Source organism: Anabaena sp. 90 (genome assembly GCF_000312705.1).
In the GTDB taxonomy this organism is placed as follows: Bacteria; Cyanobacteriota; Cyanobacteriia; order Cyanobacteriales; family Nostocaceae; genus Dolichospermum; species Dolichospermum lemmermannii.
The window spans coordinates 3674640-3687543 of the sequence record NC_019427.1; the positions used below are offsets into that span (position 1 = coordinate 3674640).

General features: G+C 37.8%; 15 protein-coding genes and 2 pseudogenes. 6 read left to right on the top strand and 11 right to left on the bottom strand.

The features are described from left to right. Positions 1 to 65 precede the first annotated feature (65 nt). The 5 genes from ANA_RS15945 to ANA_RS15965 form a co-directional block, all read right to left on the bottom strand. Complete coding sequence (locus ANA_RS15945) at positions 66 to 983, bottom strand: endonuclease NucS domain-containing protein (protein WP_015081072.1); 918 nt, start codon at positions 981 to 983, stop codon at positions 66 to 68. Between the two features lie 1503 nt (positions 984 to 2486). Next, positions 2487 to 2879, bottom strand: a complete 393-nt coding sequence (gene mazF / locus ANA_RS15950; RefSeq protein ID WP_051155201.1) for an endoribonuclease MazF — start codon at positions 2877 to 2879, stop codon at positions 2487 to 2489. Beyond that, positions 2833 to 3612, bottom strand: coding sequence for an AbrB/MazE/SpoVT family DNA-binding domain-containing protein (locus tag ANA_RS15955; RefSeq protein ID WP_015081076.1), 780 nt, complete (start codon positions 3610 to 3612; stop codon positions 2833 to 2835). The genes mazF and ANA_RS15955 overlap by 47 nt, the downstream gene beginning before the upstream one ends. 599 nt (positions 3613 to 4211) lie before the next feature. Next, positions 4212 to 4421, bottom strand: a complete 210-nt coding sequence (locus tag ANA_RS15960; protein ID WP_015081077.1) for a type II toxin-antitoxin system HicA family toxin — start codon at positions 4419 to 4421, stop codon at positions 4212 to 4214. Then, positions 4418 to 4618 carry a type II toxin-antitoxin system HicB family antitoxin gene (locus ANA_RS15965; protein WP_015081078.1) on the bottom strand — a complete coding sequence of 67 codons (201 nt, stop codon included), beginning with the start codon at positions 4616 to 4618 and terminating at the stop codon, positions 4418 to 4420. The genes ANA_RS15960 and ANA_RS15965 overlap by 4 nt, the downstream gene beginning before the upstream one ends. 402 nt (positions 4619 to 5020) lie before the next feature. On the opposite strand from ANA_RS15965, the pseudogene ANA_RS15970 reads away from it, so the two are divergent. The 4 genes and pseudogenes from ANA_RS15970 to ANA_RS15980 all read left to right on the top strand — a co-directional run bounded on the left by ANA_RS15970 (position 5021) and on the right by ANA_RS15980 (position 7770). Then, positions 5021 to 6625: pseudogene (locus ANA_RS15970) on the top strand (IS1634 family transposase). Positions 6626 to 7115: 490 nt separating this feature from the next. Continuing rightward, entirely contained in the window at positions 7116 to 7280 is a 165-nt protein-coding gene (locus ANA_RS24810; RefSeq protein ID WP_072033657.1) for a ribbon-helix-helix domain-containing protein, read from the top strand. A 60-nt stretch (positions 7281 to 7340) separates the two neighbouring features. Continuing rightward, complete coding sequence (locus tag ANA_RS15975; protein ID WP_039203721.1) at positions 7341 to 7535, top strand: hypothetical protein; 195 nt, start codon at positions 7341 to 7343, stop codon at positions 7533 to 7535. Continuing rightward, positions 7528 to 7770, top strand: coding sequence for a hypothetical protein (locus ANA_RS15980; RefSeq protein WP_039203720.1), 243 nt, complete (start codon positions 7528 to 7530; stop codon positions 7768 to 7770). Before ANA_RS15975 ends, ANA_RS15980 begins: the two co-directional genes overlap by 8 nt. 57 nt (positions 7771 to 7827) lie before the next feature. Here the strand turns inward: ANA_RS15980 and ANA_RS15985 are convergent, their stop codons facing one another. Further along, on the bottom strand, positions 7828 to 8010 hold the full coding sequence (locus tag ANA_RS15985; protein WP_027401740.1) for a hypothetical protein: 183 nt from the start codon (positions 8008 to 8010) through the stop codon (positions 7828 to 7830). A gap of 59 nt (positions 8011 to 8069) precedes the next feature. Between ANA_RS15985 and ANA_RS27775 the strand changes: the two genes are divergently transcribed. Both ANA_RS27775 and ANA_RS27780 read left to right on the top strand, forming a co-directional pair. After that, complete coding sequence (locus ANA_RS27775) at positions 8070 to 8426, top strand: helix-turn-helix domain-containing protein (protein ID WP_235081864.1); 357 nt, start codon at positions 8070 to 8072, stop codon at positions 8424 to 8426. Then, on the top strand, positions 8342 to 8941 hold the full coding sequence (locus ANA_RS27780) for an RNA-guided endonuclease InsQ/TnpB family protein (RefSeq protein ID WP_235081866.1): 600 nt from the start codon (positions 8342 to 8344) through the stop codon (positions 8939 to 8941). The genes ANA_RS27775 and ANA_RS27780 overlap by 85 nt, the downstream gene beginning before the upstream one ends. Here ANA_RS27780 and ANA_RS15995 read toward each other — a convergent pair. The 5 genes and pseudogenes from ANA_RS15995 to cysK all read right to left on the bottom strand — a co-directional run bounded on the left by ANA_RS15995 (position 8854) and on the right by cysK (position 12888). Continuing rightward, complete coding sequence (locus tag ANA_RS15995) at positions 8854 to 9972, bottom strand: IS1634 family transposase (protein ID WP_200863864.1); 1119 nt, start codon at positions 9970 to 9972, stop codon at positions 8854 to 8856. The genes ANA_RS27780 and ANA_RS15995 overlap by 88 nt on opposite strands. Before the next feature lie 15 nt (positions 9973 to 9987). Continuing rightward, positions 9988 to 10308: pseudogene (locus ANA_RS27785) on the bottom strand (DUF4277 domain-containing protein). A 161-nt stretch (positions 10309 to 10469) separates the two neighbouring features. Continuing rightward, positions 10470 to 10862, bottom strand: coding sequence for a helix-turn-helix domain-containing protein (locus tag ANA_RS16000; RefSeq protein ID WP_051155202.1), 393 nt, complete (start codon positions 10860 to 10862; stop codon positions 10470 to 10472). Between the two features lie 358 nt (positions 10863 to 11220). Further along, positions 11221 to 11910 carry a J domain-containing protein gene (locus tag ANA_RS16005; RefSeq protein ID WP_015081080.1) on the bottom strand — a complete coding sequence of 230 codons (690 nt, stop codon included), beginning with the start codon at positions 11908 to 11910 and terminating at the stop codon, positions 11221 to 11223. A 15-nt stretch (positions 11911 to 11925) separates the two neighbouring features. Beyond that, positions 11926 to 12888, bottom strand: a complete 963-nt coding sequence (gene cysK / locus ANA_RS16010; protein ID WP_015081081.1) for a cysteine synthase A — start codon at positions 12886 to 12888, stop codon at positions 11926 to 11928. Positions 12889 to 12904 lie beyond the last annotated feature (16 nt).

The window sequence follows — 12904 nt, forward strand, 5'->3', positions numbered from 1 at the left end:
GAGACACGGAGAGTTTTGTTTCGCGCAAAGACGCTAAGGAGCAAAGGCGCAAAGAAGAGGTAAGATTAAATTCTTTCAAACCATCTACGTAAAGCTTCATAAATAAAGATATTTAAACTTCGATTTTTAGCATCTTCCTTTGCAAATTTAATACGAGTTGGATTTACTTTACCAAGTCCTCTGGAGACAGGCATAACAATAGCTGCATTCTTCCAATCTGTCCAAATTCTGAATCTAAAAATATTACCTTGTTGTTCCCATAAGAAATTGCGAGGTAGCCATAAAAATAGCACAAGTTCTTTTTTGCTATCTAGCCTTAATTCAGCACAATGTTTAGTTTTCGCGTTACCATAATAAATACCACCATCTTGGGATATTTCTTGCATACGATCATCAAATTGTAAAATTGTTTCTCGAAATGTGAGTAATTTACCTCTTTCTTGAGGTGTACATTTTTCAATTAATTGATAAAACCGTTTATGAGGACTAGGAATTTCTTTTTTAAGATGATTTTCTCGTGAATAATCAAAATCTAATTTCCAGTTGAGAGTAGTATCTACATTAATTATGTTTAGACTAAATTTTTGCTCTTGACAAATAATTTTAAACTGCAAGAAGTTAAATTTTAGTTGATGATATTTTCGATCAGTATAGTTATCTCTATGAAAATTCGGAGTAACAGCAATTAAAACTATAGGAACTTGAAAATTTATATATTCAGGAAAAGGTTTTTCATCTAAAAGAGCATCATAATAACGAGTAAGTTGTTGGACAATATATCTATCTTCAGAGTTTTTTAACTCTATGATTACAAGTTCCTTATTTTTACCAAAAGCTAAAATATCACAATATTGTCCACTGACTTGATACTGTCGCTTTAAAGGTTTATATCCAAATATCTTTTCTAAGTTGTTCCAAACCAAATTTTCTAAATCTTTTTCGCTTTCAAATTCCCATCCGCTTGCTACTTGTCTTAATTTCATCTGTATCAATCTGTAAAACTATGAGTGTGGGTATATTTAGATATTTTACCTCAACCTGTTTCATTTGATACGATACAGTAAGCTATGCGATCGCTCTTTTCTTCTCTTCTTCCTTCGTGTTCTTCGCGTCTTCGTGGTTCGTTAAAAAAGGATATTGGGGAAAAGTGCGATTCTTTGCGTCTTTGCTCCTTTGCGACTTTGCGCGAAACTCTCTGTGTCCTCTGTGTCTGGAGTGGTTCGTTAAAAAAGGATGTTGGGGAGTTGAGGGTGTGCGATAGCGAAGCGCTGCTGCAAGCAGTTCGCTTTTTGGGAGGTTGAGGGGGTGCGATAGCGAAGCGCTGCTGCAAGCAGTTCGCTGTTTGGGGGGTTGAGGGGATGCGATCTCTCTTTCTCTGTGTCCTCTGTGTCTGGAGTGGTTCGTTAAAAAAGGATGTTTGGGAAGTTGGAGGGAGTGCGATAGCGAAGCGCTGCTGCAAGCAGTTCGCTATTTGGGAAGTTGAGGGGGTGCGATAGCGAAGCGCTGCTGCAAGCAGTTCGCTGTTTGGGGATTTGAGGGGGTGCGATAGCGAAGCGCTGCTGCAAGCAGTTCGCTGTTTGGGAGGTTGAGGGGGTGCGTCGCTGTTTGGAAGGTTGAGGGGGTGCGATCGCTCTTTCTCTGTGTCCTCTGTGTCTGGAGTGGTTCGTTAAAAAAGGATGTTGGGAAGTTGGAGGGAATGCGATCGCTGTTTGGGGATTTGAGGGGGTGCGATAGCGAAGCGCTGCTGCAAGCAGTTCGCTGTTTGGGAGGTTAAAGGGAGTGCGATCTCTCTTTCTCTGTGTCCTCTGTGTCTCTGTGGTTCGTTAAAAAAAGAATGTTTGGGAAGTTGGAGGAAGTGCGATAGCGAAGCGCTGCTGCAAGCAGTTCGCTGTTTGGGAGGTTGAGGGGGTGCGATAGCGAAGCGCTGCTGCAAGCAGTTCGCTGTTTGGGAGGTTGAGGGGTGCGATAGCGAAGCGCTGCTGCAAGCAGTTCGCTGTTTGGGGGGTTGAGGGGTGCGATAGCGAAGCGCTGCTGCAAGCAGTTCGCTGTTTGGGAGGTTGAGGGGGTGCGTCGCTGTTTGGAAGGTTGAGGGGGTGCGATAGCGAAGCGCTGCTGCAAGCAGTTCGCTGTTTGGGAAGTTGAGGGGATGCGATCGCTTTTGGGAAGTTGGAGGGATGCGATAGCGAAGCGCTGCTGCAAGCAGTTCGCTGTTTGGGATGTTGAGGGATGCGATCGCTCTTCTCTTCTTCCTTCGTGTTCTTCGTGTCTTCGTGGTTCGTTAAAAAAGGATGTTGGGGAGTTGAAGGAGTGCGATCTCTCTTTCTCTGTGTCCTCTGCGTCTCTGCGGTTCGTTAAAAAAGATGTTTGGGAGTTTGAGGGAGAGCGATAGCGAAGCGCTGCTGCAAGCAGTTCGCTGTTTGGGAAGTTGGAGGGGTGCGATATTAGTATTTTACTAATTGCTTTTATCCTCAGTCATTACAACACTTTTAATCTTGCTGAGGATAGGGAATTATCACAGATAATATACTAATGACTTCAGTAACAAATTCAACTGAAACTTTTTCAATAAATTCAGCTTTTCTTGCTTTCCAATCAATGCTTTTAAGATGATCTGCTAAAACAACACCTGTAGTATTTATACCGCTAGGTATAGGAACTTCAAAAGGATAACCTTTTGTACTGTTAGTTATTGGGCAGACTAGAGCAAGACCTAAGTCATTATATATCATAGGAGAAATAATTAAAGCGGGGCGATGACCAGCTTGTTCACGCCCCTCTTGAGGGCTGAAATTTAGCCATACAATGTCGCCGCGCTCCGGCACATATACCTTACTACCAAACTTCGTTACCAATTGCTTCACCCCAGTCACTTTCACCATGAGAATTTAGAGGAGTTATTTTTACTAAGAACTCTTCCAAATTATACCTCTTACATGGTGTTTTTTTCTGCTGGCTAGGATTATTTTCAGAGGTATTAGAAACTATTTGCTCATATTTATCTATTAACTGAGGTAACCGTACACCAACATCAGAATCACTCAATACATTGAGAAGATAACTCTTGAATTGCAAAAACGAATCTTCGTGTTTTTTGCAAACAGCTTGAGAAATGCCAAGTTCAGATAAAGAATATTTTCCTTGAGCCAATAATTCTTGGATATAACCAAACAAAATCAAATCCTGAAGCTTCTCAGGAAGATAGTTCCAGTAATTCTCTACGATTCTGGAGTGAACATAATTAATTTCAGAAACTCTTTCGACAAACTTCTGAAAAGCCATGTCCAAGAATTTTTCTTCAAGCGCGTAACTACGCTTTAATTTATTTTCAGAATCAGGAGCAGGAATACGTTTAGTAAGCTCCTTGATTTGTGAACCTGTAATAACAAGCTGTTCTTGAAGCTCAAACAAAATTATAAATTCTTGAAGAGCCTCAGAGAGCTTATATTTTACCTGATCTATGTTTATGCCTTGACGTTGTGCAATATTTCCAAGAAATTCATAAAATTCAGCATTGGAAGAATCACAGGCTAAACACTGCTCTAAGAATAATTGAGCTTCTTCAAGCCGAAATTCTTCAAAATAACCAGGTTTGATAGCCTCTAGGATACCCATTTGCAACACCTAAGCTTATAAAGCGCATTATATTTTAACTCTACCTTAGCTTCTCTGACGAAAAATAACAAGACCTTTGACTATCAAGATTACTAAACTAACCAGTATAATTAATAACAGCAAGTAATAACACTAATTTTCTGAATGAGTTTGGCTTTATAGCTAACAAACTTCACCGATAGCATACTGTAATTTACTCTGTGAAGAAGTACAGTAAAAACGTAATTAGATGCGAGCAGTCTTTGCTGAAACGTAATTATTTTGGTGATGATTGCAATACACTGTGTCTCTTTGGTTCGTTAAAAAGAGAAGTTGAGGGAGTGCGATAGCGCAAGCGCTGACTTGTCAGTTCGCTGTTTGGGGAGTTGAAGGGATGCGATAGCGCAAGCGCTGACTTGTCAGTTCGCTGTTTGGGGAGTTGAAGGGATGCGATAGCGCAAGCGCTGACTTGTCAGTTCGCTGTTTGGGGAGTTGAGGGGGTGCGATAGCGCAAGCGCTGACTTGTCAGTTCGCTGTTTGGGAGTTGAGGGGATGCGATAGCGCAAGCACTGACTTGTCAGTTCGCTGTTTGGGGAGGTTGATGGAGTGCGATAGCGAAATTAATCTAAATCTTCTTCAGTTAAACCAGCATCTTTCAAAATACTTTTCAGTGTACCCATAGGTAGATCACGATTTCCATGAACAGGTATAGAAAGAATCACACTCATACCTTCCTTAACATAGATATGATGACTACCTGTAATCCTTTTTAGATTCCATCCATAGCGTTCCACAATCTTACACAGAGATTTACCAGAAACGGATTTCATAAAGATAACTCAATTAATTGTTTTTCTGGTTCAATTTCTTCTTGCTGACTAGCAACTTCTAACCAACCTTGAACAGCATCTTTCAACATTTCTAATAAATGTTCATAACTTTCACCCCAGGTATGACACCCTGGTAAAGCTGGTACAGAACCACACCATACACCATCTTCTTCCCAAATAATTGCTTTTATTTTCATAGTCAATTCCTTGAACTAAGGATATTTTACCGCAGGGGGAGTCAGACGTATCAGTTTAATAAAGATGAATAATCGCTTTTGGGGAGTTGAGGGAGTGCGATAGCGAAGCGCTGACTTGTCAGTTCGCTCAACTTAAACCCCAAAACCCAAAACCACATCCAAAGCAGTACGAATTTCTTCCCAATATTCAACTTCTAACCCACATTCCGCACTTCAATTTGTAGTACACATACAAGTATGATAAGCAGCATAGCTGGTTAAACATAAATACGCAATTAAGACAGTAAAAATATAGACCTTAATTTTCATTTGACTACTAAAGAGAAATTCATAAGGCATTGATAATAAATTCAGGAAAAAATGAGAGAATGAGACTGAATTACCAAAAAATGCCTTCATAATATGAATTACCAAAAAGAAGAAATGGAGAGTAAAAACATAGATCACTTAGGAATAATAGCAGGAATAATAGATGAGATAGGAATAGTAGAAAAAATTAATGGGATATTCCCAATAGATAGTAGATAGAAAGTAAATTATTGAGAAGTAGTTAAAGCAATTATTCTCAATGGACTAGGCTTTGTATCAAGACCACTATATTTATTTCCAGAATTCTTTAAAGACAAAGCCGTAGAACATTTAATAGGAGGAGGGATAAAAGCGGAAGATTTAAATGACGATAAAATAGGTAGAGTCATGGATAAACTTTACAAATATGGCTGAACTAAATTATTCTTAATCATTGCCTTAGAAGTAGTAAAGAAATATGGAATAGACACAAAATATTCCCATTTAGACTCAAGCTCATTACATTTACATGGAAAATATGATAATTGCCTCAATAATCCAGAAAAAGAATTAGGAATAAATCGAGAACATCCAATTATGATTACACAAGGATATTCTCGTGACCATCGCCCCGACTTAAAACAATGTATATTAGATTTAATAGTAAGTAGTGATGGAGATATACCATTATTTTTCAGAGGAGCATCAGGAAACGAATCAGATAAAGCAGTATTCGCTCACATCTTAGTAGAATATTCTAAACAAGTAGATTTTGAAAGTATCATGGTGGCTGACAGTGCATTGTATAGCGAAAGTAACTTAAAATTAATGTCGAACATGAAATGGATAACTCGAGTACCATTATCCATTAAAAAAGCGAAAAATTTAGTGAAAGCCTTCATAAATAATGACCTAAAAGCCTCTAAAATAAAGGGTTATAGCTATCTCGAAGAGAAAGTATATTATGGAGGAATAGAGCAAAGATGGTTATTAGTAGAAAGTGCAGAGAGGAAAAAAGCAGACTTAAATAAACTAGACAAAAAAATCCAAGAAGAGTTTTTGAAAGTTAACAAACAAGTAGCGAAATTAGAACAGGAAGAATTTACAGATAAATCTTTGACAGAATTAAAAATCAAAGAAATAACAACCAAATTAAAATATCATCAAATATCAGACTGGGAAATTACTGAAACCAATAAAGGGAAAACAACAGTTTATAGAGTGAAATGTAAATTAAGAGAAAATCAAGAGTTAATTACACAACAGCAAAACTCTTGTGGCAGATTTATTTTAGCCACCAATATTTTGGATACGATTGAGTTAGAGTCAGAAGAAATCCTCAAAATATATAAAGAACAACAATCTACAGAAAGAGGATTTAGATTTATCAAAGACCCGTTATTTTTCGCGGATAGTCTGTTTGTGAAAAATCCCGAAAGAGTAGAGACAATGATGATGTTAATGGCATTATGCCTTTTGGTTTATAATTTAGGACAAAGACAATTAAGAATGTCATTGAAGGCACAAAAAGCCACAGTTAAAAATCAACTGAATAGACCCACAGAATCTCCTACATTAAGATGGATATTTCAATGTTTCCAAGGTATTCATATTTTGATGACACAAGGATTTCAACGAATTCTTAATTTAACGGAGTCGCATTGTCATATCTTACAATTCCTACCTACTACTTGCCAAAAATATTATTTATTATCTTAGTTATTATCTTTATTTTTACAATTTCATCGGTTATCTTTTTGAGAACTGATTCCACACCTTGAATTAAATATTGTTGTTGAAATAGCTTTTAAACACCGATAAAAGCTCTACTTTGTGTATCCATAATTTTGTTTTACATTGATACCTAATTGTTAAAATCATAAATTTTAATTGACCGTCAATGTAGTTTACTTGTGCTACTTTTTGAAGTGCGGAATGTGGGTTATATTATGGTGCAAAAAACCAACTCTCGCTCATAATTTGATACAGAGAGAGCTGTGTTGTATCTTTTTTGACTTTTTAAACATCCTCTTAACCCGCAGAACTTATAAAAATGTAGTGGAGTTGCATTTACTTGGCTTATAGTGCTAGTTTAGCATCTAAATAGATTCAGTTAACATCGTAAATGATTCAATCTAGATGTTTTTTGTAATAAACAGTGAATTAGTTAGTAGAATATTGGTGTAAAGGAGATTCTATATAGATGCAAATGAGTAAACGATTTAGCGTTACACTTCCAGATGCTGTATTTGAAGAATTGGAGAAACTTGCTAATGAACAGGGTAGAACCACAGCTAACCTTGCAGCTTTTATAGTGGAGTCTGGTATTCGTGAAATTAAAAAAACACAACTACGCAATCCAAAGGCAAGTTAGAACGTTCTCTACTCCAAACTCTGACTTGAAAACTGAATAAAGAACCTAAGTAAAATCAGCATGGCAGATGACATCAAACGTTCTAAGGGGAAATTTGACTATCTAGCAGAAACTAGAGATTGGGGCGCAGCTACAACTGAGGGGCGTTGCAAAAAACTTGCTAGAGGGAAAGGTAAGCGATTAGTCGAAATTATCGACACTGAAACTGGAGATTTACCAATTATTTGTATTTTTGAGGATTACCCAGATGAGTGAAACAGCTACTCAAGTTCCTATCACTACTATTGTTCCTATGCTGACTGCTATTAGCGATCGCAATTGGGAGCAATTCAAAAAGTTAGAGCGTGATTTTGTTAATCAGTATGGTGTGGATGTATGGGAGGACGTTTTTAATTTTCGGCTTAAACCTGCATTAGACAAGGATTCTGACCGATGGCTACTAATTCAATGGTGTAGCAAGGGTATCAAATCAGTAAAAATCGTTGCTTAGTTAGTGAAGCAGGGGGTAGAAACAGCTAGATAATTTCTACCCATAACTATCCTTATCTTACTGTTTGTCTAAGTCTTCAATAAGTTGATCAACAAAATCCCTTAACCGTTGCGGCCAGTCAGGGACGGTTTTAATTTTCTCCCTTTGCCCTTTCCGACCTTTAAAACAAATTGGTTGAGCGTCTAACTCAGCTTTGAGGATTTTTTTAGCGCCAAGTTTATTATTTTTCTCAAATCTCATTGACATTAACCTTAATCGTTGGTATACTTACTATAATATAACATTGAAAGGTCGAATCAATGCTTTTATCATTCAAAACTGCACTAATTCCAAATAACCGACAGATTACAGCTTTTCGCAAGGCTTCTGGAGTAGCTAGACACGCCTATAACTGGGCAAATGCTCAAGTTATAGATATTTTAGCTACTCGCAAAGAAGGCGAAAAACTTAAATTACCATCAGCGATTGACCTGCATAAAAAGTTAATAGCTGAGGTCAAATCTGAACACGCTTGGTATTACGAAGTTAACAAAAATGTCCCACAAAAGGCGTTAACTGACTTACGCCAAGCATGGGACCGAGGTTTATTTCTGTCAAGTACGAGATTGAAAAACCTCCTATACTTGCAGACAGACCGACCATCGGCGTTGACGTAGGAATAAAGGAGTTAGCAGTTTGCAGTAATGGTGAAATATTCAAAAACCCCAAAGCCTACCGCCGGATGAGTAAACGCATGAAACGCTTACAGCGTAGCGTTAGCCGAAAGGTGAAGGGGTCTAATAATCGCAAGAAAGCTGTAAGAAAATTGGCTAAATTACACGCCAAAGTTTCTAATATTCGCCAGGATTCCATACACAAATTAACCTACTATCTAGCTAAAAACCACAGCGTGATAAAGATAGAGGATTTGCACGTTAAGGCATTTTTGAAGAACCACAAATTAGCGGGTGCTATCGCCGATTGTGGGATGTATGAGTTCAAACGACAGTTAGAGTATAAAACCGAGAAGTTCGGGAGTGAATTAATCCTTGTGGATAGGTTCTTCCCCAGTTCTCAAATATGCTCTAACTGTGGGAATCATCGTCATAAAATGCCATTAAAAAACCGCTTTTTAACTGTGGCTTTTTGTGCCTTCAATGACATTCTTAATTGTCTTTGTCCTAAATTATAAACCAAAAGGCATAATGCCATTAACATCATCATTGTCTCTACTCTTTCGGGATTTTTCACAAACAGACTATCCGCGAAAAATAACGGGTCTTTGATAAATCTAAATCCTCTTTCTGTAGATTGTTGTTCTTTATATATTTTGAGGATTTCTTCTGACTCTAACTCAATCGTATCCAAAATATTGGTGGCTAAAATAAATCTGCCACAAGAGTTTTGCTGTTGTGTAATTAACTCTTGATTTTCTCTTAATTTACATTTCACTCTATAAACTGTTGTTTTCCCTTTATTGGTTTCAGTAATTTCCCAGTCTGATATTTGATGATATTTTAATTTGGTTGTTATTTCTTTGATTTTTAATTCTGTCAAAGATTTATCTGTAAATTCTTCCTGTTCTAATTTCGCTACTTGTTTGTTAACTTTCAAAAACTCTTCTTGGATTTTTTTGTCTAGTTTATTTAAGTCTGCTTTTTTCCTCTCTGCACTTTCTACTAATAACCATCTTTGCTCTATTCCTCCATAATATACTTTCTCTTCGAGATAGCTATAACCCTTTATTTTAGAGGCTTTTAGGTCATTATTTATGAAGGCTTTCACTAAATTTTTCGCTTTTTTAATGGATAATGGTACTCGAGTTATCCATTTCATGTTCGACATTAATTTTAAGTTACTTTCGCTATACAATGCACTGTCAGCCACCATGATACTTTCAAAATCTACTTGTTTAGAATATTCTACTAAGATGTGAGCGAATACTGCTTTATCTGATTCGTTTCCTGATGCTCCTCTGAAAAATAATGGTATATCTCCATCACTACTTACTATTAAATCTAATATACATTGTTTTAAGTCGGGGCGATGGTCACGAGAATATCCTTGTGTAATCATAATTGGATGTTCTCGATTTATTCCTAATTCTTTTTCTGGATTATTGAGGCAATTATCATATTTTCCATGTAAATGTAATGAGCTTGAGTCTAAATGGGAATATTTTGTGTCTATTCCATATTTCTTTACTACTTCTAAGGCAATGATTAAGAATAATTTAGTTCAGCCATATTTGTAAAGTTTATCCATGACTCTACCTATTTTATCGTCATTTAAATCTTCCGCTTTTATCCCTCCTCCTATTAAATGTTCTACGGCTTTGTCTTTAAAGAATTCTGGAAATAAATATAGTGGTCTTGATACAAAGCCTAGTCCATTGAGAATAATTGCTTTAACTACTTCTCAATAATTTACTTTCTATCTACTATCTATTGGGAATATCCCATTAATTTTTTCTACTATTCCTATCTCATCTATTATTCCTGCTATTATTCCTAAGTGATCTATGTTTTTACTCTCCATTTCTTCTTTTTGGTAATTCATATTATGAAGGCATTTTTTGGTAATTCAGTCTCATTCTCTCATTTTTTCCTGAATTTATTATCAATGCCTTATGAATTTCTCTTTAGTAGTCAAATGAAAATTAAGGTCTATATTTTTACTGTCTTAATTGCGTATTTATGTTTAACCAGCTATGCTGCTTATCATACTTGTATGTGTACTACAAATTGAAGTGCGGAATGTGGGGTCCAACGAGCATAACCAGCAGGCGATTCCCCACAACGCAAGGCAATTAGTTTTGCTTCCACCTCTCCATCAATAATCGTTTGACGAGGCGGCGTTTTACTGGGTTTGCGGTTTAATGCTGACTCTATGCCTTCTTTTACCAATCGCTCTCTAAGATTTGCAACTGTGTTTCGGTGGCAACTGAAGGCGGTCGCAGCTTCTTCATCCGTCCATCCTTGTCCATTGACATCAATGTTTAACAGAATATTGGCGTGCTTAATTTTGTAAGCTGCTGCTTTGCCTGTGGATACCAAATCTTGTAGGGTCTGCCGTTCTTCTTGACTTAACCGGACAATATAGGTCTTAAACATAATCAGTTATTAGAATATCTGCTGAGGTTTACTGTAAATAGCCTTTCTATTTTCCCTCAAACTCCTCAAACTCACAACTTTTAGCTTGACAGACCACTAGTCTAATTAACTACAAAATTATCTGCGTCCATCTGCGTCCATCTGCGTTTAATTATTTCCGCTTCTAACCCGATAGAATGGGAATTATTATATTGTTAAAAAAATAAGCAATATTTCGGTTTAATAGATAAGTAAGTAAACGGAAAAAAACCATAACAAAAAGTCAAATTGCCCAAAACCTCTTCCCTGTTATCTTGTCATAACGACAATTTTCAACCCCAACCTACTTAGTAATTAAACGACTCCTACGATCATCTCATCAACTCACGGACTCTTGCGCTTCCCGATACAATCTTTTAGCTATCCGAAATAACTCTTGTCCCGTGTGTAAATAGCGATGATCATAACTTAATGGAAAGTATGCTAATTCCTCAATTCCATCTCCCACTTGACTCATACAATAGTAAATATGGGCTGCTGCTGCTGCAAAACTAGCGGGATTTGGCAAAGAACGAAATTTAATTTGTGCGTCCTTCAAATCTTCCCGACAGGATGCTAAATAATCTTGAAATTCGTCTAAAAGATCATCATCAAAAGGATCGGCTGCTAACTCCTCAATTTGTGATTCTAAAGAATTAAGAATTGTACAAAGTATCCGATTTACTGGTTTATAAACTAACCGTATCCATTCCTCAATATTCTCATCAATATCTTTTCTTGTTTTCCTAGTTGCTTTGTAATGTTGTTGAGCAGATTCTGCACGTTTTTGGCGAACATGATGAAATTGTTGCTGACTGTGACGAAGTTTTTCATCATAATCAAGACGACTTTTACTATCACTTAAAACCTCATAGGCGGCATTAACACGAATAATTTGCTCATTATCTGTAATGTCTTGATTACTATCAGGATGAAAAATTTTCACCAAGCGGCGATAAGCTTGTTTGATCTCCGCTTGACTGGCATGATTACTAACTTTGAGGGTATCGTAGTGGTTAAAATCGGACATGAATCCAATAGATTGTTAATTGGTACTAGTTGCGGTTTTCGCTTCTAGGTCTTGGAATAAAGGTGTACTTAAATATCTCTCACCGAAACTAGGCTGAATCATCACAATTAAGCGTCCCTGATTTTCAGGACGTTGGGCGACCCGAACCGCCGCACAAAGGGCTGCACCAGTGGAGATTCCAGACAATAATCCTTCCTCCCTGGCTAATTTGCGACCAAAAGCGATCGCCTCCTCATCAGTAACCGTAATTACCTCATCAATCAATTCTAACTTTAACACTTGGGGAATAAAACCCGCCCCAATGCCCTGAATTTTATGGGGACCCGGTTTACCTCCCGATAATATCGGGCTATTAGCTGGTTCGACAGCGATCGCCTGAAAACTCGGTTTCCGGTCCTTCAAAACTTCCGCCACCCCAGTAATCGTCCCCCCAGTCCCCACACCCGCCACAATCATATCCACCAATCCATCCGTATCCTCCCAAATTTCCTCCGCCGTAGTTTCCCGATGAATTTGGGCATTAGCCGGATTGCGGAACTGTTGCAACATATAAGAGTATGGTGTTCTATCCACAATCTCCTGCGCCCGCCGAATCGCCCCACTCATCCCCGCAATTCCCGGAGTGAGTTCCAATTGGGCCCCATAAGCCCTTAACATCGCCCGCCGTTCCGCACTCATCGTTTCCGGCATTGTTAAAATTAATTGATACCCCTTGGCCGCCGCCGCCATTGCCAAAGCAATGCCCGTATTTCCCGATGTTGGTTCCACCAGAATCGTCTTCCCAGGGGCAATTAATCCTTCCTTCTCAGCCGCAGTAATCATACTTACCCCAATGCGGTCTTTCACCGATGACGAAGGGTTCATACTTTCCAATTTCACGAGAATTGTAGCCACACAACCTAATTCTTGAGGAATCCGGTTTAACTTAACTAGAGGTGTCCGTCCCACCAATTCCGTAATATTTTCAACAATCCGCATGATAAATTCTTATGCC